This is a genomic window from Mycobacterium sp. 852002-50816_SCH5313054-b (genome assembly GCF_001667185.1).
Classification (GTDB): Bacteria; Actinomycetota; Actinomycetes; order Mycobacteriales; family Mycobacteriaceae; genus Mycobacterium.
Window position 1 is genome coordinate 106,949 of the sequence record NZ_LZIC01000068.1, and the last position, 22,425, is coordinate 129,373.

22 protein-coding genes are annotated in these 22,425 nt (G+C 68.4%); 11 read left to right on the forward strand and 11 right to left on the reverse strand.

What is annotated here, in order from left to right:
- Positions 1–277: 277 nt before the first annotated feature.
- Positions 278–1,039: an SDR family NAD(P)-dependent oxidoreductase gene (locus A5787_RS14805; protein ID WP_066968087.1), complete on the reverse strand. Its 762-nt coding sequence runs from the start codon at positions 1,037–1,039 to the stop codon at positions 278–280.
- A gap of 36 nt (positions 1,040–1,075) precedes the next feature.
- Entirely contained in the window at positions 1,076–1,906 is an 831-nt protein-coding gene (locus A5787_RS14810) for an alpha/beta fold hydrolase (protein ID WP_066968090.1), read from the reverse strand.
- A gap of 67 nt (positions 1,907–1,973) precedes the next feature.
- Between A5787_RS14810 and A5787_RS14815 the strand changes: the two genes are divergently transcribed.
- A complete protein-coding gene (locus tag A5787_RS14815; protein WP_066968094.1) occupies positions 1,974–2,576 on the forward strand; it encodes a TetR/AcrR family transcriptional regulator in 603 nt (200 codons plus the stop codon).
- A 77-nt stretch (positions 2,577–2,653) separates the two neighbouring features.
- On the opposite strand, the gene A5787_RS14820 is transcribed toward A5787_RS14815, so the two are convergent.
- Positions 2,654–3,586, reverse strand: coding sequence for a PHB depolymerase family esterase (locus tag A5787_RS14820; protein ID WP_066968098.1), 933 nt, complete (start codon positions 3,584–3,586; stop codon positions 2,654–2,656).
- 75 nt (positions 3,587–3,661) lie between these two features.
- Between A5787_RS14820 and A5787_RS14825 the strand changes: the two genes are divergently transcribed.
- Positions 3,662–4,120 (forward strand): MarR family winged helix-turn-helix transcriptional regulator, encoded by a 459-nt coding sequence (locus A5787_RS14825; RefSeq protein ID WP_066968180.1) that lies wholly within the window; start codon positions 3,662–3,664, stop codon positions 4,118–4,120.
- 76 nt (positions 4,121–4,196) lie between these two features.
- Positions 4,197–4,466: a DUF4242 domain-containing protein gene (locus A5787_RS14830; protein WP_066968101.1), complete on the forward strand. Its 270-nt coding sequence runs from the start codon at positions 4,197–4,199 to the stop codon at positions 4,464–4,466.
- A 6-nt stretch (positions 4,467–4,472) separates the two neighbouring features.
- Here A5787_RS14830 and A5787_RS14835 read toward each other — a convergent pair whose 3' ends face one another.
- Complete coding sequence (locus A5787_RS14835) at positions 4,473–7,373, reverse strand: helix-turn-helix transcriptional regulator (RefSeq protein WP_066968103.1); 2,901 nt, start codon at positions 7,371–7,373, stop codon at positions 4,473–4,475.
- A 156-nt stretch (positions 7,374–7,529) separates the two neighbouring features.
- On the opposite strand from A5787_RS14835, the gene A5787_RS14840 reads away from it, so the two are divergent.
- On the forward strand, positions 7,530–8,921 hold the full coding sequence (locus tag A5787_RS14840) for an FAD-binding oxidoreductase (RefSeq protein ID WP_066968106.1): 1,392 nt from the start codon (positions 7,530–7,532) through the stop codon (positions 8,919–8,921).
- Between the two features lie 36 nt (positions 8,922–8,957).
- Positions 8,958–9,218 carry a ribosomal protein L7/L12 gene (locus tag A5787_RS14845; RefSeq protein ID WP_066968109.1) on the forward strand — a complete coding sequence of 87 codons (261 nt, stop codon included), beginning with the start codon at positions 8,958–8,960 and terminating at the stop codon, positions 9,216–9,218.
- An 11-nt stretch (positions 9,219–9,229) separates the two neighbouring features.
- Here the strand turns inward: A5787_RS14845 and A5787_RS14850 are convergent, their stop codons facing one another.
- Positions 9,230–10,042, reverse strand: a complete 813-nt coding sequence (locus tag A5787_RS14850) for a PaaX family transcriptional regulator C-terminal domain-containing protein (RefSeq protein WP_066968184.1) — start codon at positions 10,040–10,042, stop codon at positions 9,230–9,232.
- Between the two features lie 61 nt (positions 10,043–10,103).
- Between A5787_RS14850 and A5787_RS14855 the strand changes: the two genes are divergently transcribed.
- A complete protein-coding gene (locus A5787_RS14855; RefSeq protein WP_066968112.1) occupies positions 10,104–11,285 on the forward strand; it encodes an SRPBCC family protein in 1,182 nt (393 codons plus the stop codon).
- On the opposite strand, the gene A5787_RS14860 is transcribed toward A5787_RS14855, so the two are convergent.
- From A5787_RS14860 to A5787_RS14880, 5 genes are all read right to left on the reverse strand, one after another.
- Complete coding sequence (locus A5787_RS14860; protein ID WP_066968186.1) at positions 11,272–12,084, reverse strand: polysaccharide deacetylase family protein; 813 nt, start codon at positions 12,082–12,084, stop codon at positions 11,272–11,274. The two genes, A5787_RS14855 and A5787_RS14860, sit on opposite strands and share 14 nt — an antisense overlap.
- Before the next feature lie 247 nt (positions 12,085–12,331).
- Complete coding sequence (locus A5787_RS14865) at positions 12,332–13,723, reverse strand: alpha/beta hydrolase family protein (protein WP_066968115.1); 1,392 nt, start codon at positions 13,721–13,723, stop codon at positions 12,332–12,334.
- An 81-nt stretch (positions 13,724–13,804) separates the two neighbouring features.
- Positions 13,805–16,060: a heavy metal translocating P-type ATPase gene (locus tag A5787_RS14870; protein WP_369829116.1), complete on the reverse strand. Its 2,256-nt coding sequence runs from the start codon at positions 16,058–16,060 to the stop codon at positions 13,805–13,807.
- Positions 16,057–16,269: a heavy-metal-associated domain-containing protein gene (locus tag A5787_RS14875; protein WP_066968118.1), complete on the reverse strand. Its 213-nt coding sequence runs from the start codon at positions 16,267–16,269 to the stop codon at positions 16,057–16,059. Before A5787_RS14875 ends, A5787_RS14870 begins: the two co-directional genes overlap by 4 nt.
- A 114-nt stretch (positions 16,270–16,383) precedes the next feature.
- A complete protein-coding gene (locus A5787_RS14880; RefSeq protein ID WP_066968121.1) occupies positions 16,384–17,205 on the reverse strand; it encodes a mycofactocin-coupled SDR family oxidoreductase in 822 nt (273 codons plus the stop codon).
- Positions 17,206–17,310: 105 nt separating this feature from the next.
- On the opposite strand from A5787_RS14880, the gene A5787_RS14885 reads away from it, so the two are divergent.
- The gene (locus A5787_RS14885; RefSeq protein ID WP_066968123.1) at positions 17,311–17,784 is read left to right on the forward strand and encodes an SRPBCC family protein; all 474 of its coding nucleotides are present in this window, start codon (positions 17,311–17,313) and stop codon (positions 17,782–17,784) included.
- 95 nt (positions 17,785–17,879) lie between these two features.
- The gene (locus tag A5787_RS14890) at positions 17,880–18,344 is read left to right on the forward strand and encodes a DUF417 family protein (RefSeq protein ID WP_066968127.1); all 465 of its coding nucleotides are present in this window, start codon (positions 17,880–17,882) and stop codon (positions 18,342–18,344) included.
- Here the strand turns inward: A5787_RS14890 and A5787_RS14895 are convergent.
- Positions 18,268–18,903, reverse strand: coding sequence for a TetR/AcrR family transcriptional regulator (locus tag A5787_RS14895; RefSeq protein WP_066968130.1), 636 nt, complete (start codon positions 18,901–18,903; stop codon positions 18,268–18,270). The genes A5787_RS14890 and A5787_RS14895 overlap by 77 nt on opposite strands.
- A gap of 56 nt (positions 18,904–18,959) precedes the next feature.
- Here A5787_RS14895 and A5787_RS14900 point away from each other — a divergent pair, with 56 nt between their 5' ends.
- From A5787_RS14900 to A5787_RS14910, 3 genes are all read left to right on the forward strand, one after another.
- Positions 18,960–19,577, forward strand: coding sequence for a TetR/AcrR family transcriptional regulator (locus tag A5787_RS14900; protein WP_066968133.1), 618 nt, complete (start codon positions 18,960–18,962; stop codon positions 19,575–19,577).
- A gap of 89 nt (positions 19,578–19,666) precedes the next feature.
- A complete protein-coding gene (locus A5787_RS14905; RefSeq protein ID WP_066968136.1) occupies positions 19,667–21,445 on the forward strand; it encodes an NAD(P)/FAD-dependent oxidoreductase in 1,779 nt (592 codons plus the stop codon).
- Positions 21,446–21,474: 29 nt separating this feature from the next.
- A partial coding sequence (locus tag A5787_RS14910) for an NAD(P)/FAD-dependent oxidoreductase (protein ID WP_156763957.1) occupies positions 21,475–22,425 on the forward strand: 951 nt, incomplete at its 3' end.

Consider the following 22,425-nt stretch of genomic DNA (forward strand, 5'->3'; position numbering starts at 1 on the left):
TCCGTCTTATGATAGCGGGTGGCTCCGCTCGCAGTTATGCCGGACCGCAGGCGCGACAACACCTTGTGTTGTAAAAGTTTTCATGGCTATTTCGCCAGCGATTCCCTCCCGAACACCGTGTACATAACCGGGCTGTTCGCATCCATGGGCCATCATTGCCCCATGCTGTTTGAGCTACACAGGTCGCTGGTCGTGCTACGGAATCGAGCGCGCGAATTTCGCCGCGAATTCTCACAATCCCGATCGGTCCGATCCTCCGGCCCACGCCGCGGAGTGCCTATCCGCCGACCATCATCAGGCCGCCGTCGACGGCGAGCAGTTGCCCGGTGATGAAGCCCGAACCGGGGCCGGCCAGAAAGACCAGCATCGGCCCCACGTCGCGCGCCGGCTCGCCGAGCGCCCCGCCGATCGGGATCATCATCTGCATCTGCTGGTCGATGAGCGCGCTGGCGTCCGGACCGAGGAAGTTCCGGAAACGGTCGGAGCCCGGCGTCTGCACCGCCGGTGCCAAAGCGTTGACGGTGACATTGTCGGCGCCCCAGGCTTTCGCGGCCGACCGGGTCCAGGCCTGCACCGCACCCTTCGTCGCCGCGTAGACCGCCGAGATAGCGCTGCCCATCACGGCTTCGGACGACCCGAAGTTGATGATCCTGCCGCCCTTGGGATCTTGGCCCTTCATCACCGCGTAGGCGGCCTGATTGGTCAGGATGGTCGCCTTCACGTTGGTGTCCAGCAGGAACGAGATGTCGTCGGCGCCGATGTAGCCCGGGATTCCGGCCTGCCACAGCCCCGCGGCGTTCACCAGGACGTCGAGCCCGCCGAGGTGGTCCGCGGCCTGCTGCACCATCGCCGAAACGGCGTCGGCGTCGCGTGCGTCGCACTGCAGCCAGGTGGCCGCCAGCCCATTCGGCGGCGGGGTCTGGTGATAGGTGCCGACGACCTCGGCCCCCGCCTCGGTGAGGACTCCGATGGCGGCCGCGCCAATGCCGGTCGCCCCGCCGGTCACCAGGATCCGTCTGCCTTGCAGCACGTTTTGCATGTCGCGAGCGTAGCGCCCGCCGAGCGTCGGGCCGCGCTAGGTGCGCACCGCTATCGACGACAGCAGATCGGCCAACCGTTGCGGCTGATCCACCATCGAGAACGTGCGCGCTCCCTCGATGACCTCGAGGCGGGCGTTCGGGATGATCGCGGCCAGCCGTTCGCCGTCCGCGAGCTCGAAGAACACGTCATCGGCCGACCAGGCGACGAGAGTGGGTATGTCGATCTCGGGCAGCCGGTCGGCCACGCCGGTGGTCACCTCGGTGCGCATGGAAAGCGTGAACTGGCGCAGGTCTTCGGCGATGGCGGGATCGGCTAGCCCCGGGCGCACCCACGCTTGTGTGAGGTCATCGATGTTGCGGTGCGCCAGGCCGTCGAAGGCGCGCTTGCGTGCGGCCGGCGCGCGCATGGCCTGGGCCACCGCCTTGAACATCGTCTTGGACTTGGCCGCCAGGATCACCGGCTTGAGAATCGGCGGCGGAAAGTGTTCGAACGCATCGCAACTCGTGAGCACCAGCGCGCCGAGCCGCTCGGGATGATGCACCGCGACGAGTTGCGTGACGACCCCGCCGGTGTCGTTGCCGACCAGCACCACGTCCTCCAGGTCGAGCGCGGCAAGCACGTCGGCGACGATGCGGGCCGCGCCGGTGATGGTGCGGTCGGCGCCGGGGCGCAGGGGTTGTGGGTGCGCGCCCAGCGGCCAGGTGGGGGCGATGCACCGCAGGCCGAGTCGCGCGAGGCGTTCGCTGACCTGGCGCCAGAGCTGGCCGCCCATCATGTACCCGTGCACGAAGACGACGGGCCTGCCGCCCTCGGGTCCGGTTGCTTCGTAATGAATGGTTCCGGCATTAATGTCGATCGTCGACATAGCTAGCTCCCACCTTCGAGATACACTTACAAACAGGCTGTCTGTTCGTAAGTTACCAACAGGTTGTATGGAAATCAAGAGACGGACCCAGGAAGAGCGCTCTGCGGCGACCCGCGACGCGCTGATCTCCGCTGCCCGCAAGCTGTGGGGCCAGCGCGGGTACGCGGAGGTCGGGACGCCGGAGATCGCGACCACCGCGGGCGTCACCCGCGGCGCGATGTATCACCAATTCGCAGACAAGGCAACGCTTTTCGCCGAGGTGGTCGAGGCCGTCGAGCAGGACGTGATGGCCCGGATGGCGACGCTGGTCGCCGAATCGGGAGCGACGACGCCCGCGGGCGCGATCCGGGCCGCCGTCGATGCCTGGCTCGACGTCTCCGGCGACCCGGAGGTGCGCCAGCTGATCCTGCTGGATGCGCCCAGCGTGCTTGGCTGGCCCGCCTTCCGCGACGTCGCCCAGCGCTACAGCCTGGGCATGACCGAACAACTGCTCACCGAGGCCGTCCGGGCCGGCCAGCTCGCCGAGCAACCGATACGGCCGTTGGCGCACATACTGATTGGCGCGCTCGACGAGGCGGCGATGGTCATCGCTACCGCCGACGATCCGAAGCGCGCGCGCCGGGAGACCGGGGAGGTGCTGCACCGGCTCATCGACGCCATGCTGAGCTGATTTCGTTGCCGAGCGTCGAGTTGTTGCGTGAAAAACCCGACAATGGCGCGAACAACTCGACGCTCGAGGCTGAGAACCTAGTGGCTGAAGAACTGCCAGATGGTTTCGGTGGCGTTAAGCGCCGTGGACGGCTCGGGGATTCCCGCGACCTCGGCAAGCGGGCTGGGCTGGCCACCGGGCCATTGATGGCCGGCGCCCGCCACCGAGATCAGCTCCACGGTGCGCCCGTCGGGGCACCCGGCCGTCTGGGTGGTCACGCTTCCGGTGGTCGTCGAGGTCGGCGGCCCGCAGGCGTCGATGGAGCGCCAGATGGCGTTGACCGACTCCACCGAGGGGCCGTCGACGCGCGGGTTTCCGTTGATGGCGAAGGCTTTTCCGGGCCCACCGTTGTAGGGGACCCTGTCGTCGGCGGTGCCGTGAATCTGCAGTACCGAGGTCGGCCGGGCCTGGGAGCAGTCGGTCAGCAGGGTTCCCGCCACGGGGGCGACCCCGGCGAAGGTGTCGGTCTGGCATCCCAGCCGCAGCGCCATCATGGCCCCGTTCGACATGCCGGTGGCGTACACGCGCGCCCGATCGATCGGTATCTCCCGCTCGATGGCTCCCACCATCGCGGTGATGAATCCGACGTCGTCGACGTCGTCACGCTGCGGTTGCCCGCAACAGGTTCCGGCGTTCCAGGCGCGATTGAGGCCGTCGGGGTAGGCGACCAGGAAGTGACGGTTGTCCGCCTCGGCGTCCCAGTTGTAGGACCGCTCGGCCTGCGCACCGTTGCCGAAGCCCCCGTGCAGCATCACCACCAGCGGCGCCGCGTCGGGCAGCCCCTGCGGCCGATATAGGTGGAATGTCCTGTCGACTCCGCCCGAGTCGATGGTCTGGGTGGACTGCCCAACCGGAATCGATTGGGAGCCGGGCGATCCCAACGCGTGGCCACCGCCGACACAACCGCCGACCACGACGCCCAAAACCGAAACGAGGCCAATGCCGAACACCCGAGCGCGTAGCGATCGCATGAAGCCATCCTGGCATCGACACGGATTTTTGACAAGTATCTTGTCAAAGTGAGGCGTAGTGGCACACTCATCTGCATGCGACGCGTTACCCATGCAGAGTGGACGCCTACCGTCCCGGCGCTGGTGAATTTGGTGGCCGCCTCGGGGGCGCCCCATTTGAGAGCGGCCTTCGCCGCCGCCGGGCTCGACGGGATCCGGCCGGCCCAAGCCGTTGCGCTGGTGCCGCTGGCGGCCGGCGGCCTGCACGCATCCGATCTGGCCGACCGGCTCAAGGTGAGCCGCCAGGCGGTGGCCCAGGGGATTGCCAGCTTGGAACGGCACGGGTATGTGACACGGGTGACCGATCCCGGCGACGCCCGGGCCCGCCTCATCGAGCTGACCCCGCGCGGTCGGCAGGCGCTGCGCGTAATGCGCTCCAATGCAGTCGCTTTGGAGAAACGTTGGGCGGGGCTCCTCGGGCCCCAGCGGTTGGGGGAATTGCGGGAGACCTTACAGCTGTTGTTGTCCGACGAGGCGGACATCGCGGGCCACTGATACCAACCGGAAATTTGCTGGTGTTGAGCGTTGCGCGGGGCGTAGGTTCGACCCAAGACAATGACAGGAGTCCGTCGTGCCCATCTTCATGGTCGAGCGCAACTTTGCCGAGGAATTGGAACCCAGCTTCGAGGCCGCCGACGGCATCAACCGGATCAACGACCACGAGGGCGTTCGCTGGATGTACTCGTTCCTGTCGGCGGACAAGCGGAAGACGTACTGCCTGTACGAGGCGCCGTCGCCCGAGGCCATCCGAACCGCGGCCGCGCGGGCCGGCCTCCCCGCCGACGTCATCGTCGAGGTGCGTGGTCGCGTGCTGCCTGACGGGGCGTTGTCCGATATTTGAGGCCGCTCACCCGAGCAGTTCGTGGTCGGCGGCATACATCGCCGCCTGGGTGCGGTTCGCGGCGCCGGTTTTGATCAGGATGTTGCGCACATGGTTGGCGGCCGTGTTGGTGCTGATGTAGAGGCGCTCGCCGATCGCCCGGTTGCTCAACCCCTCGGCGAGCAGCCGCAGCACTTCCACCTCCCGGCCGGTCAGGCCGTCCGGCCCCACGCTCAGCAGCGAATCCACCAACGCCACCACCCGGCTCTGGCCGATCTGGGCGGCGAGGACGCGCGCCTCGTCGGCCAGGCTGCGGGCCTCCTCGGTGTCCCCGCGCGCCGCCGCGAACAACGCTTTGCGGGCCAGCGTCTCGCTGATGTGAACCACCGAACCCATCCGGCGGTCCATCTCGAGGGCCGCGCCGAAATGCCGCTCGGCCGCGGCGTTGTCGCCGTCGAGGGCCGCCATCCGGGCGAGATACCGGTCGGCGCTGCCGAAGAGGGCGACGAACTGGCCGGCGACCAGGTTCTTGCCGGCATAGCGGGACACGTAGGGACGCAACGCGTGCAGCGCTTCGCGGTTGCCCAGCTCCAACGCCGCCTCGACCATGAACACCAGCTCCATCGGCCACTGCGCCTCGTTGGTGCGGTCGCCGAGTTTGCGGTTGATCAGATGATTGAGGGCGCGGGTCATGCCCGCTTCGCAGCCGAGCTCGGTGTACAGCGCGAGCAGGCCGGGCACCCAGCGTCCGGCGAAAGTCTCGCTGCCGTCGATGAACTCGGCGAAATTCTTCAGCTCTCCAGTTTCGCGTTGGATCATGAACATCTGGACTCCGTTGGAGCCCTTGGTGTCGTCCGCGTCGAACAAATCACCGGTGCGCAATGCGATGTCGGCCCACCGATGCGCCCCGGTGAAGTCGCCGCGCAGAAAGGCGAGCGCTTGCTCGACACACGCGCCGACGAAGCCGAAGACCGGCTGTCCGATGGCTTCGCCCGCCCGCCGCATGTCCGCGGTCGACGCGGCCAGGTCGTCGGGGCTGCCGGCCAGATAGCTGACCATGGCGCGAAAGTGTGAGGACGCCCCGAGCACCTCGTAGTTACGGCGCTCCAACGCCATGCGCGATACCTCAGCCGAGCGTTCCGCCTGAATCTCGCACAGTTCCGGGGTGAGCCCGTGCCACAGGCTGGCCTTGAGGGTGTGCATCAACACCGCCGGATCCGCGGCGGCCCGCGCGCGGTCGATGGCGCTGCTGCCGACCTCGCGCGCACGCTCCGCCTCGCCCGCGAAGGCCAGCGCTCGCCCGAAGCTGCCGAGCGCCTGGATGTAGCGCAGGTCGTCGGTGGTCAGCCCGCAGGTTTCCAGCGCCGCCGCCAGCAGGTCGGCCGCCGTCGAATCGGACTGCGCGCGACGCCAATTCGCTTCCTCGTATCCCACGGCCGCCCCCAACCGGATCAGTGGGTCATCCATCGCGCTGAGCCGTTCGTAGATCGCCCGCGAGCGGGCGAAATCGCCGGCGCGCACGTGATTTGCGGCGGCGTCGAGGTCCAGCCGCGCCCGGTCCGCGCGGCTCAGCTCGGGCAGCGACGCCGCCCGCTCGAACCATCTCGCCGCATCCTCGTACGCCATGCTCTTTTCGGCCATCCGGGCCGCCTGGTGGGCGTACCGCAACGCCTGCTCGTGATAGCCCAGCACGTGCGCCCGCAGGTAGTGGTTGGCCAGACGGGGAACGACCGAGGGGTCCGCGCGGCCCTCGAGCGCCTCGGCGGCGCGCGCGTGCATGATGCGCAACCGCGACGCCGCCATCCCGCCGACCACCGCTTCGCGGGTGAGCGCGTGCACGAACGAGAACTCGCCGTCGGAGTCGCGCGCCGGCCGGATCAGCCCGACGCCCTCCGCCGCATCGACCGCCGCCAGCGTCGCGGAAAGATCGGTATCGCCGGCGGCGATGAGCGCGGGCAGATCAAACGTTTCGCCCAGCACCGCCGCCTGCTCGATCACCTTGCGGACGCCCGCACCAAGTCCGCTGAGGCGGCGGGCGATGGCATCCCCGATCGATGCCGGAACGGTGTGCTGCGCGCTCAATGTGGCCAGCCCTCCCCTGACCTCCAAATCGTTGACCAGTTCGGTCAAGAAGAACGGGTTGCCCCCGGTCTTGTCGCGCAGCAACGCGGCGGTCGTCCGCGCCGAGGCGGGAGCCAGCTGCTGGGTTCGGCTGACGAACTCGGCGATCGCCTCGGTGTCCAACCCGGCGAGGTCCAGGCGCCGGACACCGTCGAAGCGGTGCAGTTCGGCCAGCCGGGTGGTCAGCTCGTCGGAGCGGTCGGGTTCGGTGGTGCGGAACGTGGACACCACCAGCAACCGCACGTCGGCGCACCCGATCAGAACGCGTTCGAGCATCGCCAGGGTGGGCAGCTGAGCCCAGTGCAGGTCGTCGAGGATGAGCGCGATCGGGCGGTCGACGGCCAGGCGGCGCAGGAAGCCGGTCATCGCGTCGAAGAGCGCCTGCCGGGGTGACCCGACCTCCAGCACGGGCTCGGCATCAGGCAGATGCCGGTCCACCTGGGTTGACATTCGCCGCAGTTGCGGACCCGCATCGGCGAGCAGGTCCGCCATCGAACCGGGCGGCGCGGCCACCAGCAGACGATCCAGCGCCTCGGCGAACGGTGCGTACGGGACGTCCTCGTCGGCCGTCGAGCGCCCGACCAACACCGCGACGTCGTGACCGGCCAGCGTTCCGGCCACCTCGGCGGCCAGGCGCGTCTTGCCCGCCCCGGGCTCACCGCCGATGAACACCGCCTGGCGGTCGCCGCCCTCGACGCGCTCCCAGGCCCGCTCGAAGGCGGCAAGTTCCGCCTCGCGACCCACCAGCGGGCCGCGACGACGTGCCAACAGCTCTGCCGGAAGCGGTGGCGGCACCCACTGCGCCATGCAAACAACGTAACCGCGCCGATGTCGGTAGGTCGATAGTCAGATGTGACTATCGTGGAGTGCCTCGGAAATGCTCTGTTGTGGTCATGACGCGCGGCGGTTTCCCCTCGTAGCGTGGCGGCATCACGACCCGCGAGCAAACAAGGAGATGCGGCCATGAGCCTGATCACCGCGACCGACGAACTACGCGGCCGATTCGGAGCGGAGGTCATCCTCCCCGACGACCCCGGCTACGACGAGGCCCGCGCGCTGCACAACGCCATGATCGACAAGCGCCCGGCGGTGATCGTGCGTTGCGCGTCCGCCGCCGACGTCGCGGGCGCCCTCGAGTTCGCCCGCGCGTCGCGCCTCGAGGTCGCCGTCCGCGGCGGCGGCCACAACGGCCCCGGTTTCGGATGCGTCGACGGCGGCCTCGTCATCGACCTCGCGCCGATGCACCGCGTCGACGTGGACACCGACCGGCGCATGGTCCGCGTGCAGGGCGGGGCGACGTGGGCGCACGTGGACGGCGCGACCCATGCGCACGGAATGGCGACGCCGTCCGGCATCATCTCCAGCACCGGCGTCGGCGGGCTGACCCTGGGCGGCGGCCACGGCTACCTGACCCGCAAGTACGGGCTGACCATCGACAACCTGCTGGAGGCCGAGGTCGTCCTGGCCGACGGCCGCCTGGTGACCGCGTCCGAATCGGAGCACCCCGACCTGTTCTGGGCGCTGCGCGGGGGAGGCGGAAACTTCGGCGTCGTCACCTCGTTCACGTTCCGGCTGCATCCGGTGCACACCGTGATCTGCGGCCCGACGGCCTGGCCGGCTTCGGCCACCGCCGACATCCTGAAGTGGTACCGGGACTTCCTGCCCGCGCAGGACGAGGACCTCTACGGCTTCTTCGCGAGCATGACCGTCCCGCCGGCGCCGCCGTTCCCCGAGGCGTTCCACCTGCAGAAGGCGTGTGCCGTGGTCTGGTGCTACAGCGGCGATCCCGCCCGGGCCGACGAGGCGTTCGCGCCGGTCCGGCAGATGCAGCCGGCCTTCGAGGGCCTCGTCGCGGCCCCGTACCCCGCGCTGCAGTCCACTTTCGATGCGCTGTATCCCAAAGGCCTGCAATGGTATTGGCGCGGCGACTTCGTCCGCTCCGTGCCGGACGCCGCCGTGGAAGCCCATGCCCGCTTCACCGCGGAACTGCCCACCATGCACTCCACGATGCACCTCTACCCGATCGACGGCGCGGTCCATCGGGTCGGTCAGACTGACACCGCGTGGGCCTACCGGGACGTGAACTTCTCACAGGTCATCGCGGGGGTCGATCCGGACCCGGCGAACGCGGCGGTGTTGAAGCGGTGGACGGCGGACTACTGGAACGCCATCCATCCGCACTCGGCCGGCGGCGCCTACGTCAACTTCATGATGGACGAAGGGCAAGACCGGGTCCGCGCGACTTACGGTCCGAACTACCAGCGGCTCAGCGAGATCAAGGCGCAATACGATCCGGGCAACGTGTTCCACATCAACCAGAACATCGTGCCGGCGGGATCTCCCGGCGCCGCGTAGGCGGTGCGGGGGCCCGCTTTCGCGCATAATCATTGCGTGACAGAAGATGGCCACCTTTACCGGCGGATCGCGCTGCTCGAACATCAGGTGCGCCTGCTCTCGGATCGGCTGGGGGTCCCGTGCCCAACGTTCGGTAGCGACGTGGGCGCGACCCCGGCCGGGCAACTCGAGGGCGGTGTGCCCTCCGAAGTCGTCGCGCTGGCCCGATCCGGGAACGCCATCGCGGCGATCAAGCTATTCCGCGAGCTGACCGGCGCTGGGCTGCGGGAGGCGAAAGAGGTTGTCGATTCGCTGTAAAGCGATCGACGCTAGGGCCGCCGGAAAGCGCCGTTCATGCGATGTTTGAGGGCGCGATCGAAGCGGCGGTAGGTGCCGCGCAGCGTGTGCGAGGGCCAGTGCTCGCCGGTGAGCTCGGCCGGTAGCAGCGGGTCGAGCTGGAGATGGCGGACCACGGCGATCGACAGCGCGAACTCGTAGGTGAAGCTTTCGGTCGAATCGTCGCGCTTGCCCGTGTCGAGCGCGGCGTCCATCGCGTCGACGAACAGCTCGGCATCTTCCGCCCACTCGTCCAGGGAAAAGAGCGATCGCGCTTTGTCGGCGCCGATGTCGGTGGCGGCGCCGTGAAAGTGCGTGCACTGCTGGTCGACCACCGCCCGAAGCGTCGGAAACCGTTGCGGGTCAAGGTTGTCGGGTCTGATCCACACGCCTTCGCGAAGCTCGGCGAGGTGCAGCGCCGTCGCGGCTTTCCTCAACTCGAGGCGGTCGGCCGCCGATCGGCGCTCCAGCGCGACGATCGCCAGTTCCCAGGTGCCGTCCCAGCGGCGCGCGGCGGCGTCGTCGATCCGGGACGCCTCGTCGACGCGCTCTCGGCGTTCCGACAATCGCCCCGCGAGCGCGTAACTGCCGCCGTCGGAGGCCAGTTCGCCGTTGGACACCATCCGCCACAGGCACGTGCGGGCCGCACCTGCGCTGATGCCGAACAGCGACGCCACCGCGACCAGTTCGGCCACCGTCAGGCGGCCCCGGTCGGATCCGAGCAGGGCCGATGCCAGCACGGAGCGCGCGCTCAGCGGCCGGCTGTCGACCAGGTCGCTCACTCGGGATTGGGGCAGGGCGGGCACGGAACGCAACGATATCACCAAATCATTGACACGTGACAATCGCGATGTGATACTGACCCGCATGAGCTTGCCGACGAAGTCGGTGCTCGCCGACGATGTGCAGATCGTCCGGCGCGTCCTCGCCCATATCGACGCCGGTACCACCGACGAGGGTGCGGCCTGGCGTGAGCCGGTCGAAAACTATTTGAGCGCAAGTCGATTCGCCGCCGAACTCCGGCTCCTTCGCGCGATGCCGAGCGTCTTCGTCCCCTCGGCGACGATCCCCGCACCGGGGGACCACGTCGAGCGAGTCGCCTTCGGCGTGCCGCTCTTCGCGGTGCGCGGACACGACCAACGGGCGCGGGTGTTCCGCAACGCCTGCCGGCATCGCGGTTTCGCCCTGGTCGAGGAGCCCGGCTGCTCGCACGCGTTGGTGTGCCGCTACCACGGCTGGACGTATCGCCTGGACGGCTCGCTCGCGCACGTCCCGCACGCCGAGGCATTTCCCGGCCTGGACGAGGCGGGCCGAGGGCTGGTCGAGGTCCCCAGCCGCGAGGTGGACGGGCTAATCGTGATCGATCCGCTCGACCCGCCGGGCCTCGATGACGACGATTCGATGGCCGCGCTGACCGACGGGAGCCCCTGGCGCGATAAATTGTTGCCGGCGCAGCGGCTCGTGTATTCGGATTCGACTGTGCGGGCGATGAACTGGAAGGTGCTCGTCGAACAGTTCCTGGAGGGCTATCACCTCCGCTCAACGCACCGAGACACCTTCTACCCGGTGCAATACGACGACCTCAATGTCGTGGAGACGTTCGGCCCGAACAGCCGACTCACCTTCCCCTACCGCAATATCGAGCGGCTTCGGGACCGCCCGGAGTCGACCTGGAACGTCGACGCGCGGATCACCTACGTCTATCAGTTGTTCCCCAACGTCATGGTGGCGACATTCCCCGGCGTGGTTTCCGTGGTCGTGATCGACCCGCTGGACGTCGAGCGCACCACGGTGAGCACCTATTCGATGGTGAAACCCGAAGTCGCCGAGCGGGCGTCTCTCGACCCGTCCAGACGATTGGTGGGCGCGGGCAGCTTCATCGAGCGGGGTCTCACCGAGGACAACGAGATGTCGACGGGTGTGCAACGCGGATTGCATTCGGGTGCAAACGAATTCGTGGAGTTCGGCCGGCACGAGAGCGCGATCGGGCATTTCCACGCCACCCTCGACGAGCGCCTGGCCCGACTGGTGACCGCTACGGCGTTTTGAGGAAGATGTCGTTGAGGGTGACCGTGCGCAGGTTTCGGTCGCGGATGATCTCGACGAGTTCCGGGTAGACGTGCGTGACCGGCAGGTGGTTGAGGTGGCCGATGACGATGGACTGCGGGGTGAAGTACTGATCGGCCATCTTCACGATGTAGTCCTCGGTGATCAGCGTCGAATCCGACAATGAACCCGACCATAGGGTGGGGGTGGTGTAGCCGAGGTCGGCGGCCACCGCATCGACGGCCGCGTTGCGCTTCGCGTACGGCGGCCGCCAGTACGGTTTCGCGCCGATGCCGTAGGTCTTTTTCAGGAATTCGTCGTTGCGGGTGATCTGCTGGGCGATCTGGTCTTTGGGCAGAGTGGTCAGATCCGGGTGCGACCAGGTGTGGTTGCCCAGCTGGATCTGCCCGGAATCGACCAGCGGTCGAAGCATCTGCACGTTCTCGGTCCAGGAGTTGTAGACCCCGTTGACGAAGAACGTCAGCCGCACACCGGTGTCTTTGGCGAACTGCGTGTAGGCGCGCACCACCTCGCTGTTGACGCCGTCGTCGACGGTCAGCGCCAGCAAGTCGCCCTCGCCGGGAATCTTGGTCAGCGCCCCGCCACCGGGCAGCGGGATGCGCGCGCTGAGCGGAGGGGGCGGTAGCAGCGAAGCCGGCGCGATCGGTCCCGAGGTTGCTGCCATGTCCGCCGGGGGCGCCTGGGCGAAAGTCCGCGGTTGCGGATCAACCACCAGACGAGCCGCTCCCACGCCGGCGACGGTGGCCGCGGCCAGCGCCCCGAGGAAACGGCGCCGGTTCAGCTCCGGCGTGCCGAGGCCCCGATCCGAGGCCCCGCGGAAGGCGGTGATGGCGAAGGCGCGGTTCCTTGCAGGTCTTTTGCGGTGCGATGTCGGCACACGCGACCCGGTGCCCCGGATCCCTGCGCTGCCAAACTCCGCCGCCACAGCAGCGAACGGTACCAGTGCCCGTTCGAACATGCCGGGTTCGTTACAGGAGGGTCAGCTGTGAATTCAGCCTCGAAAAGGTAACGGTCTTGCGTAGCTGAGATCAATGCGGAGTCCCGCCGCCGCGCTGCGGCAACGGGATGGGCTCGACGCCCGGGGTGCCCAGCGTCCCCGCCAGCCACGGCAGTGACGTGGCGAACGCCTGGGCGGCGAACGGCCAGTCGTGCCTGCCGGGTTGGGTGACCACCGCGCAGCTGATCCCGTTGGCCGTGGCGACGGCGCACAGCGAATTGGCGGCCGCATCCTGACCCTCCGGGTTGGCGGCCGGGTCGGCGCTGGGAACGGCGAGATCGGAATCGGCTTCCTGGGCGACGGCGCGGGGGCCGGACGCCGCGGGCACGTCGAACCATCCCGACAGCCCGGTGTAGTGACCGTGCCGGGCGATGACGGTGGCCGGGTCGAAAGCCGCCCAGGCGTCGCCGTTGCCGCCGAACAACCGGGCGATGGTCTGCTCCTTCGTGCCGATGCTGGGGCTGCGATCGCCGGCGATGTCGACGAAGGCGCTGAACAGCTCGGGATGCATGACGGCCAGGTCGACGGCGCAGGTGCCGCCCATCGACCACCCGGCGACGCCCCAGTTGGACCGGTCGGCGCTGACGCCGAAGTTCGACACCACGAAGGGCACGACATCCTTCGTCAGGTGATCGGCGGCATTACCGCGGCTGCCGTTGACGCACTCGGTGTCGTTGTCGAAGGAACCGGTGGGATCGACGAACACCAGCACCGGCGCGAACCCGTGATGGGCGGCCGCGAAGTCGTCTATCGCCGTGAACGCGCCGCCGGGGCGCAGCCAGTCGGCGGGGGTATTGAACGCGGAGCTGATCATCATGACCGTCGGCAGCCGGGGCGGCGGGTTGCTGTTGAACCACGCCGGGGGCAGATACACCAGCTCCTGGCGGTGCGGGAAGTGCGACGCGTCGGCGCTGATCGTCACGGGCACCACGACGCCCTTGGCCGGTTTGGTCCCCTCGAGCTGCATTGCGGTGACCCTCAGCCGGTCGATCTGATCGGGCAGCGGCCGCGACGTCAGCTGATCCCATGCGGCCGCCACGGTCGGGAAATAGCCGACCCAGCCGTTCAAGGCCAGGGCCGCGCACAGCGCGCACAGCGGAACCGAAACCACCGCCAGGCCGCGACGCCACCAGCGGGCACCCGGCCATCCGAGCAGCAGCACCGCGGCCGCTAGCCCGCTCAGCGCTACCCACAGCCACAGCGACGCTGGGGCCGGGTCCCCGGCCACGCCGATCGACGTGATGTACCAATACGACAGCGCCGTGACCGCTGCCGCGGTTCCCAGTGCCACCAGGAGCGGCCAGCCGCGCCACCGCCGCCTGCGCCACCCGAGCGCGCCGAGGATCGCGAGCAGCGCCAGGGCTTGCACCGCCACCGGCAGCCAGCCGTGCAGCAGGGACCACTGTTCGACGAAATGGGGCAACGGTCGTGACCTTCGTTCAATCCGATCGTTCTGCGAATGACCCGCCGGCCGTGGCTAGGGGAATGCGGCGGGCCCGACTAACTATCCCACAGGTTCGTCACACATCGTGCTTGCAAAGGAGCGCAGCCGCAGGCTGTTGCCGACGACGAACACGCTGGAAAGCGCCATCGCGGCGCCCGCCAGCATCGGGTTGAGCAGGCCGAGGGCGGCCAGCGGGATGGCGGCGACGTTGTAGCCGAAGGCCCAGAACAGGTTCGTCTTGATCGTGCGCAGCGTCCGCCGGGAGAGCCGGATCGCGTCCACCGCGGCGCCCAGATCGCCGCGCATCAAAGTCAGGTCGGCGGCTTCGATCGCCACGTCGGTGCCCGTCCCCATCGCGAGGCCCAGATCTGCCGCCGCCAGGGCCGCGGCATCGTTGACTCCGTCGCCGACCATGGCGACGACTTTGCCCTCGGCTTGCAAACGCTTGACGGCGGCGACCTTGTCGGCCGGCAACACTTCGGCGATGACCTGCGCGATACCGACCTCGTCGGCGATGCGCCGGGCGACGGCCTCGTTGTCACCCGTCAGCAGCACCGGCGTCAAGCCCAGGCCTTTGAACCGCCGGATTGCCTCGGCGCTGGTGGGTTTGACGGCGTCGGCCACCACCAAAACCCCCCGCGCGCGACCGTCCCACTCCACGGCGACGGCGGTCTTGCCTTCGCGCTCGGCGCGGGCTTTGGCCGCCGACAATTCCGCGTCGAGGTGCTGGCCCCGAGCGGCCAGCAGGCTCTCCCGCCCGACGGCGACGGCGCGCCCGTCGACCACCCCGCGCACGCCTTGGCCTCCGACGTTGGCGAAATCCCGGACGGCTGGCAGGTTGCCCAGTTCCCTCGCGGCGGCCCTGGCGATCGCCTGTGCGACGGGATGCTCGGACGGGTCCTCGACGGCCCCGGCATAGCGCAGCAGTGTTTCGCGGTCGGCGTGCGGGCCGGTGATGACGTCGACGACGGTCATCTCGCCGGTGGTGACGGTGCCGGTCTTGTCGAGGACGATGGTGTCGACCTTGCGCGTCGACTCCAGGACCTCGGGTCCCTTGATGAGCACTCCGAGCTGGGCCGCCCGACCGCTGCCGACCAACAAAGCGGTCGGCGTCGCCAGCCCGAGCGCGCACGGGCACGCGATGATCAGCACCGCAACCGCGGCCGTCAGCGCCGCGGTGAGGGGCGCGCCCGCCGCGAGCCAGATCGCGAGGGTGGCCGCGGCGATCGCGATGACGACCGGCACGAACACGCCGGCGATGCGGTCGGCGAGCCGTTGCACCGGTGCCCTGCCCGACTGCGCGGCCTCGACGAGCCTGGCCATCTGCGCCAGTTGGGTGTCGTCGCCGACGCGGGTGGCGCGCACGACCAGGCGGCCGCCGGCATTCACAGTGGCGCCGGTGACGGGATCGCCCTGACCGACCTCGACGGGCACGGATTCACCGGTGAGCATCGAGGCGTCCACCGCCGAGGATCCCACGACGACGGTCCCGTCGGTGGCGATCTTTTCCCCCGGGCGCACCACGAACTCGTCGCCGATCTCCAGCTGATCGACGGGAACGCGCGTCTCGGTGCCGTCCCGCAGCACCGCGACGTCCTTGGCGCCGAGCTGAAGCAGGGCGCGCAACGCGGCGCCCGCGCGCCGCTTCGAGCGTTTCTCGAAGTAGCGGCCGGTCAGCACGAACAGGGTCACGCCCGCGGCCACCTCGAAATAGCTATTGCCCGCGCCGTCGCCACGCGCGGCGGTCAGTTCGAAGCCGTGGCGCATGCCTGCCTGGCCGGCCGTCCCGAAAGCCAGGGCATACAGCGACCACAAGAAGGCCGACAACGTCCCTACCGAGACGAGCGTGTCCATGGTCGCGGCGCCGTGTTTGAGGTTCGCCCATGCTGCGGCGTGGAACGGGCGGCCCGCCCACGCGATCACCGGTGTGGCCAGGGCCAGCGACGCCCACTGCCAGTGGCGGAATTGCAGCGCCGGGATCATCGCCATCGCGATCACCGGGACGGCGAGCGCCATCGCGGCAATCAGCCGGGTGCGCAGGGCCGCGAGCTCGGCGGTCTCCGGTGCCTCGGGCGTGGGATCCGGGCGCGGCAGTGCGGCGGTGTAGCCGGCCTTCTCGACTTCGGCGATCAGCGCTTGGGTGTCGTATCCGGCCGGGACCGTGACGGCGGCCGTCTCGGTCGCGTAATTGACCTGCGCGTCGACCCAGTCGAGCTTGTTCAGTTTCTTCTCGATGCGCATTGCGCACGACGCGCACGTCATCCCCGCGATTTCGAGCTCGACGCTGGTCCCTGCGGCCGGTGGATCGGCTTTCACGCGACCAGGACCGCCTCGTAACCGGCTTCGTCGACGGCGCCCAGCACCGCGTTCGCGTCGATGGGAACGGAACTGGCCACCACGAGCCGGCCCGTGCGGGCGTTGACGTCCACGCCGTCGACGCCGGGGACCTGGCCGACCTCGGCTCGGACGGCGGCCTCGCAGTGCCCGCAGGTCATCCCGGTCACCCGGTACTCGCTGGTCGCCATGCCGCTCCTTTCCGCTAATACCCCGTGGGGGTACATCCGTGCCCAACGTTTCCGTCGCGGGGGTATTCCCGGATTGGCGGGGTGAACGCAGGCAGCACCATTCTGCCCGGTCGATCAGACGTAGCCGACGCCGCTGTCGACGGAGACCTGGCTGGCGGTCACCAGCCTGGATTGATCCGATGCCAGCCATGCGACCGCATCGGAGATGTCTTCGGGCTGGGCAGCGCCTTCGGGCAACAGCGGTTTGTGCAGGCCCCTCAGGTGCGGATACGAGTCGGCGGCCGCTCGGAGGGCGTCGCGCATGCGACCGGTGCCCATCGGGGTCGCGACCGCTCCCGGGTTCAAGCTGTTGACCCGGATGTTGTACCGGCCGAGCTCGGCGGCGAACGCTCGCGCCATCCCGATGACGGCATGTTTGCTGGCCGTGTAGTGGATCATGAACGACTGCATGTTGATGCCGGCGGCGGATCCGATGAGGATGATGGAGCCGCCCCGGCCGCCGTCGATGAGGTGATGAGCGCCGGCCATCACGGTGTTCCAGGTGCCGACCACGTTCGTGTCGATGGTGTCGCGGAACGCTTGCGCGGTGATCTGATCCCAGGGCGCGGGGCTGCAGATGCCCGCGTTGGCGACGATGATGTCCAGGCGCCCCAGCTCGCCGACGGCCGCGTCGACGGCGGCCGTCAGCGCGTCGAGGTCGCGGATGTCGACCGCCGACGTGATGACCTTTCTGCCGTTGGCTCTCACCAGTCGCGCGGTCTCGGCCAGGTCGTCGGGCGTCGGCGAATCGTAGGGAACGCTGGGCGGCAGCGGTCCGGCGACATCCACCGCGATGATGTCGGCGCCCTCGGCGCTGAGCCGGACCGCGTGCGACCGTCCCTGTCCGCGGGCGGCGCCGGTAATCAGCGCCACCTTTCCCGAAATCGACTGGCTCACCGAACCCCTCCATGCTGAACGTCGTTGTTCGAACAGTTCTAAAAGTTCAACTCGGCGAAGCGTAGCGTCGACCTGGCGCAACCGGACGCCCGGAAGGAGACCGTCATGACCGTCAACGTCGTCGACGCGGGACCCCGGCAGGTAAGTCGGTCGGTTGAAGTGGATGCGCCGGCCGCGGAGTTGTACGCGATGGCCGCCGATCCCCGGCGCCACCACGAATTGGACGGCTCGGGCACCGTCGGCGACAACATCAAAGTGCCGGCGGAACTGGCTGTCGGCTCGAAGTTTTCGACGCACATGAAGATGTACGGCGTGCCTTACCGCATTACCAGCACCGTGACCGCCCTCAAACCGAACGAATTGGTCGAATGGCGCCATCCGGTGGGGCACCGCTGGCGCTGGCGGTTCGAGTCGCTCTCCCCGACCCGGACGCGGGTCACCGAGACGTTCGACTACAGCCAGGCCGGCGCGGTCAAGAACGGGCTGAAGTACTACGAACGGATGGGTTTCCGGAAGGGCAATGCCGCGGGCATCGAGGCGACGCTGGCCAAGCTGCGGGATCGCTACGCGGCGCAATAAGCGAATGGGTGGCTGAACCCAATCGCGGTCCGGCTCGTGGGTTCGTATGGGGTGACGTCCCGTCGCCTCCCCACCGCAGGAAGGACCCTCCGTCGATGACACCACCTCGTCTCGCGCAGTCGCTCACCCGATCGGGGCAACTGATCAGCCGTTACGGGCTTGTGGTCGTCCTGGCCTGGATCGGGTTCGGCAAATACGTGAAGATGGAGTCCCGGGTGCTCATCGAGCACAGCCCGCTGATGAGCTGGATCTACCACGTGTTCAGCGTCATCGAGGTGGCGCGCGGCCTGGGAACCATGGAAATCGTTGCGGCGCTTCTCATTTCGCTGCGCCCGGTATGGCCCCGCGCATCCGCGGCCGGCAGCGCGCTGGCGGTGGTGCTGTTCCTGGGGACGCTGAGCTTCCTGTTCACCACGCCGGGCGTGGTCTCGATGCACGCCGCCGGCCTGCCCGTGTTGTCGGGAATGCCGGGCCAATTCCTGCTCAAAGACCTCGTCTTGATCGGCGTTGCGCTGTGGACTCTCGGCGACTCGCTCTCGGCGCGAAAAGCGTTCCCCTGATCAGTTCCTTGGCCGAATCCAGCGTGGCCGCGTAGGCATCCGGGGTCAGGTTTGCCGCACGGTCCGTCAGCCCGCGAGCCAGCGCGTAGAGCGCGTCGACCGCGGCGGCGGGGTCGGTGCCGGCGGGAAGTGCCCCCCGCGCCATGGCCTCCCTGACGATGCCATCGATGTTGTCGCGCAACCCTTTCGGCCCGGCATGCCCGCGCATGGCGCGTTCGAACGCGGCCAGGTGCGGGTACTCGCGCATCAACCGGTGCATCTCGTCCAGCACCGCGACCAGGCGATCGACGACGTTGTCGGAGTGCGCCGCCGCGGCCCGCAGCCGCGGGAGCTCGATCTGATCGATTTCCCGCACGGTCGCCGTGAGCAGCTCCGACTTATTCGGAAAATAGTGATACAGGCTGCCGCTGGTCATCTCCGCGGCCCTGGCGATCTCGCGAATGGTCGCCTTGGCGTACCCCACTTCGGCCACGCAGCGCATCGTGGCGAGGATGAGCCGCCGGCGGGTCTGTTCGCCGCTGGCGCCGACCGGGCGACCCAGCTGCGCCCCCGTCACCATGTCCTCAATATAATCGGGCGATCAATTATCGCTCGGCTTCGGCGCGGAGGTGCGCAATGAGCGACCGGAGGGCCTCCACGCCGTCGCCGCTCGGCCGCCCGGTGGGCGCCAGCGGCGAACAGACCCGTGCCCGAATCATCGTCGCGGCCATGCGCTGCGTGGCCGAAGTGGGGTACGCCAAGGCGACCATTCGCGAGATCGCCAGGGCCGCGGAGATGACCAGCGGCAGCCTGTACAACTACTTTCCCAACAAGGCGGAGTTGATCAACGCGGCCATCGCGGCCAGAACCGATGTCGCGCTGCCACGGCTGCGCCAGGCCGCCGCCCGTCCCGGAGACGCCGTGGACCGGATCGAGGCGGTGCTCGACGAATCCGGTCAATTGATGCGCGAGTTCCCGGACCTCGCGGCCTTCGAGTGGGCGATCCGGGCCGAAAGCGCGGTTGCGCTCGAGTCCGCACAGCCTGGCGATGCGGGGTTTACGGCGTTCCGCGACATCATCGAAGGCATGCTGCAGGGCGCCCCGGGGGGCGCCGTGGAGGCGATCTATTCGTTGATCTACGGCCTCACCGAGCTGGGGGCGTCGCTGCCTCCGGAGCAGTACCAGGCGGCATTGGGCGCAGCGAAGAAGCTGATCAGGGGAACACTGCTGGGTCCGGGCGGCCACAGTCCATAGGAGCCGTTATCGCAGGCCGGATCGACGGACCATTGATATGATCAATTGATTGATTATATAGTCGGGGTCACGATGAGGAAGTCGATGCCTTGACCGAGACCGTCGGCGTGACGTTCGACGTCGACGCGCTGCGGCGGCGCTACGCCGAGGAGCGGGCGCGGCGACTGCGCCCCGACGGGATCGCGCAGTATGTGGAGACGGCGGGCGCCTTTGCCCGATTCGCCGAAGACCCCTGGGTGGATGGAACGTTCACCCGCCAGCCGCTGACGGATGAGGTGGACGTCGCGGTCATCGGTGCCGGATTCGGTGGGCTGTTGACGGGTGCCCGGCTGCGCGAGCTCGGCGTCGACAGCGTGCGGTTGATCGACCGCGCGGCCGACGTGGGTGGCACCTGGTACTGGAACCGGTATCCGGGGATCGCCTGCGATGTCGAGTCCTACGTGTACATGCCGCTGTTGGAGGAACTCGGCTACGTTCCCTCGGACAAGTACGCGAGGGGCTCGGAGATCTTTGCGCATTGTCAGCGCATCGCCGAGCGCTACGACCTCTATCGCGACGCCTGCCTGCGGACCGATGTACACGAGATACGTTGGGATTCGGGAGCTTCCCGCTGGATCATCCGAACAAATCACGGCGACGAGATGCGGGCCAAGTTCGTCTCGATGGCCAACGGCTACCAGGCCAAACCCAAGCTGCCCGGGATCCAGGGTCTCGGCCGCTTTCGCGGCAAGGCCTTCCACACCAGCCGGTGGGATTACGGCTACACCGGCGAACGGCTGGAGAACTTGGCCGGAAAGCGCGTCGGCATCATCGGCACGGGCGCGACGGCCGTCCAGTGCGTCCCGCACCTCGGCGCGGCGGCGCAGCGCCTGTTCGTCTTCCAGCGCACGCCGTCCTCCGTCGATGTGCGGGCCAACCGATCGACGGATGCCCAGTGGGCCAATACATTACGGCCGGGCTGGCAGCGCGAACGCATCCGGAACTTCCAGGTCCTGACGGCCGGCGGGCAGGCCGAGGAAGACCTGGTGGCCGACGCGTGGACGAGCATCACCCGCAAGCTTCCGGTGATGCGCCACGACGGCGACGGTGCACCGGCACCCAACATTGAACTGGCCGACTTCGCGAAGATGGAGGAGATCCGGGCGCGGGTCGACGAGATCGTGGCCGATCCCGCCACCGCCGAGGCGCTCAAACCCTGGTACGGGTACTTCTGCAAGCGGCCCTGCTTTCACGACGGCTACCTGCAGACGTTCAACCGCGCCAATGTCACCCTGGTCGATACCCATGGCCGCGGGGTCGAACGCCTCACCGAGGACGGCGTCGTGGTCGACGGAGTGATCTACGAACTCGATTGCCTGATTTTCGCCACGGGCTTCGAGGTGGGCACCGACTATTGCCGGCGCACGGGGTTCGAGCTGATCGGCCGCGACGGCCTGACGCTGACAGACCGCTGGCGCGACGGCGTGCGCACGTTTCAGGGCCTGTGCGCCAACGGTTTCCCGAATTGTTTCATCGAAAGCATCGCCCAGGCGGGGCTCACGGTGAACTTCCCTTACCTGCTGGACGTGCAGGCCAGCCATGCCGCGTGGATCATCGCCTGGGCGCTGGCTCGCGGCGTCACCGAGATCGAGGCGTCAGCCGAAGCCGAAGCCGCCTGGGTCGATATGGTGGTGGCCCGCTCGTCCGCGACCGCCGAGCGCGCAAAGACCTGCACCCCGGGCTACTACAACCGGGAAGGCAAGGCGGACGCCAAGACTCGGCAGGGCAGCTTCTTCATCGGCGCGCCGACCGAGTACGCCGACATCCTGACGGCCTGGCGGACTGCCGGGGAGATGGAAGGGTTCGAGGTTCGCGGGGGCGGTCCGTGAAGTACGTCCTCGGGCGAGCCCGGGCCGCGATGCGGCGTCGGCCCTCACCGAAGGTGGTGATCATCGGAGCCGGGTTCGGCGGCCTGGGAACTGCCGTGGCGCTGCGCCGCGCCGGCATCGACGACCTGACGATTGTCGAGGCCGACGACGGCGTCGGGGGTACTTGGCGGCGCAACACCTATCCCGGCGCCGCCTGTGACATCCAAAGTCACCTGTATTCGTTCTCGTTCGCGCCCAACAAGTCCTGGAGCCGCACCTACGCGCGGCAGCCCGAGATCCTGGCCTACCTGGAGTCGGTCGCCGACGACTTCGATCTGCGTCGCCACCTCATGCTCGACACCAGGGTCGACACCATCCGCTGGAATGCCGATACGTGGCAGTGGGACTGCCGGCTGGAACGCTCCGGGCGCACCACCAACCTGGCCGCCGACGTCGTCGTCTGCGCCGTGGGTTTGTTCGGGTCGCTCAGGCTGCCCGCTATCGCCGGCCTGAGCGACTTCGGCGGCGCGCTCATGCACACCGCGCAGTGGGATCACGAGGTCGGCTTGGCCGGCAAGAAAGTGGCGGTGATCGGCACGGGAGCCAGCGGCGTACAAGCCGTTCCCGAGCTGGCCAAAATCGCCGCCCGCGTGACGGTGTTCCAGCGCACCCCGCCGTGGATGGTTCCCAAGGATGACCGCCCCTACAGCCCAACCGAATTGGCGCAATTCCGGCGCAACCCGCTGGCTACCCGCCGCACGCGCTGGCAGATCTGGAAATTCCAGCACGACAACACCGCGACCTTCGCCGACGACCCCGTCGTCACCTCCCGCACCCAGATCGCAACGACATTCTTAGAGCGCACCGTGGCCGACGAGCGGCTTCGGCGGGCACTGACACCGGACTACCCATTCCGCTGTAAGCGGGTGCTGCTCGGTGACGACTACTACCGGGCCTTGCAGCAAGACCATGTCGACCTTGTCACCGCCCCCATCGGCCAT

What these genes read in the sequence shown, in the direction of transcription:
- A5787_RS14805 (WP_066968087.1), bottom strand. Translation starts at nt 1,039, where the DNA reads ATGCAAAACGTGCTGCAAGGCAGACGGATCCTGGTGACCGGCGGGGCG.
- A5787_RS14810 (WP_066968090.1), bottom strand. Translation starts at nt 1,906, where the DNA reads ATGTCGACGATCGACATTAATGCCGGAACCATTCATTACGAAGCAACC.
- A5787_RS14815 (WP_066968094.1), top strand. Translation starts at nt 1,974, where the DNA reads ATGGAAATCAAGAGACGGACCCAGGAAGAGCGCTCTGCGGCGACCCGC.
- A5787_RS14820 (WP_066968098.1), bottom strand. Translation starts at nt 3,586, where the DNA reads ATGCGATCGCTACGCGCTCGGGTGTTCGGCATTGGCCTCGTTTCGGTT.
- A5787_RS14825 (WP_066968180.1), top strand. Translation starts at nt 3,662, where the DNA reads ATGCGACGCGTTACCCATGCAGAGTGGACGCCTACCGTCCCGGCGCTG.
- A5787_RS14835 (WP_066968103.1), bottom strand. Translation starts at nt 7,373, where the DNA reads ATGGCGCAGTGGGTGCCGCCACCGCTTCCGGCAGAGCTGTTGGCACGT.
- A5787_RS14840 (WP_066968106.1), top strand. Translation starts at nt 7,530, where the DNA reads ATGAGCCTGATCACCGCGACCGACGAACTACGCGGCCGATTCGGAGCG.
- A5787_RS14855 (WP_066968112.1), top strand. Translation starts at nt 10,104, where the DNA reads ATGAGCTTGCCGACGAAGTCGGTGCTCGCCGACGATGTGCAGATCGTC.
- A5787_RS14875 (WP_066968118.1), bottom strand. Translation starts at nt 16,269, where the DNA reads ATGGCGACCAGCGAGTACCGGGTGACCGGGATGACCTGCGGGCACTGC.
- A5787_RS14885 (WP_066968123.1), top strand. Translation starts at nt 17,311, where the DNA reads ATGACCGTCAACGTCGTCGACGCGGGACCCCGGCAGGTAAGTCGGTCG.
- A5787_RS14890 (WP_066968127.1), top strand. Translation starts at nt 17,880, where the DNA reads ATGACACCACCTCGTCTCGCGCAGTCGCTCACCCGATCGGGGCAACTG.
- A5787_RS14895 (WP_066968130.1), bottom strand. Translation starts at nt 18,903, where the DNA reads ATGGTGACGGGGGCGCAGCTGGGTCGCCCGGTCGGCGCCAGCGGCGAA.
- A5787_RS14900 (WP_066968133.1), top strand. Translation starts at nt 18,960, where the DNA reads ATGAGCGACCGGAGGGCCTCCACGCCGTCGCCGCTCGGCCGCCCGGTG.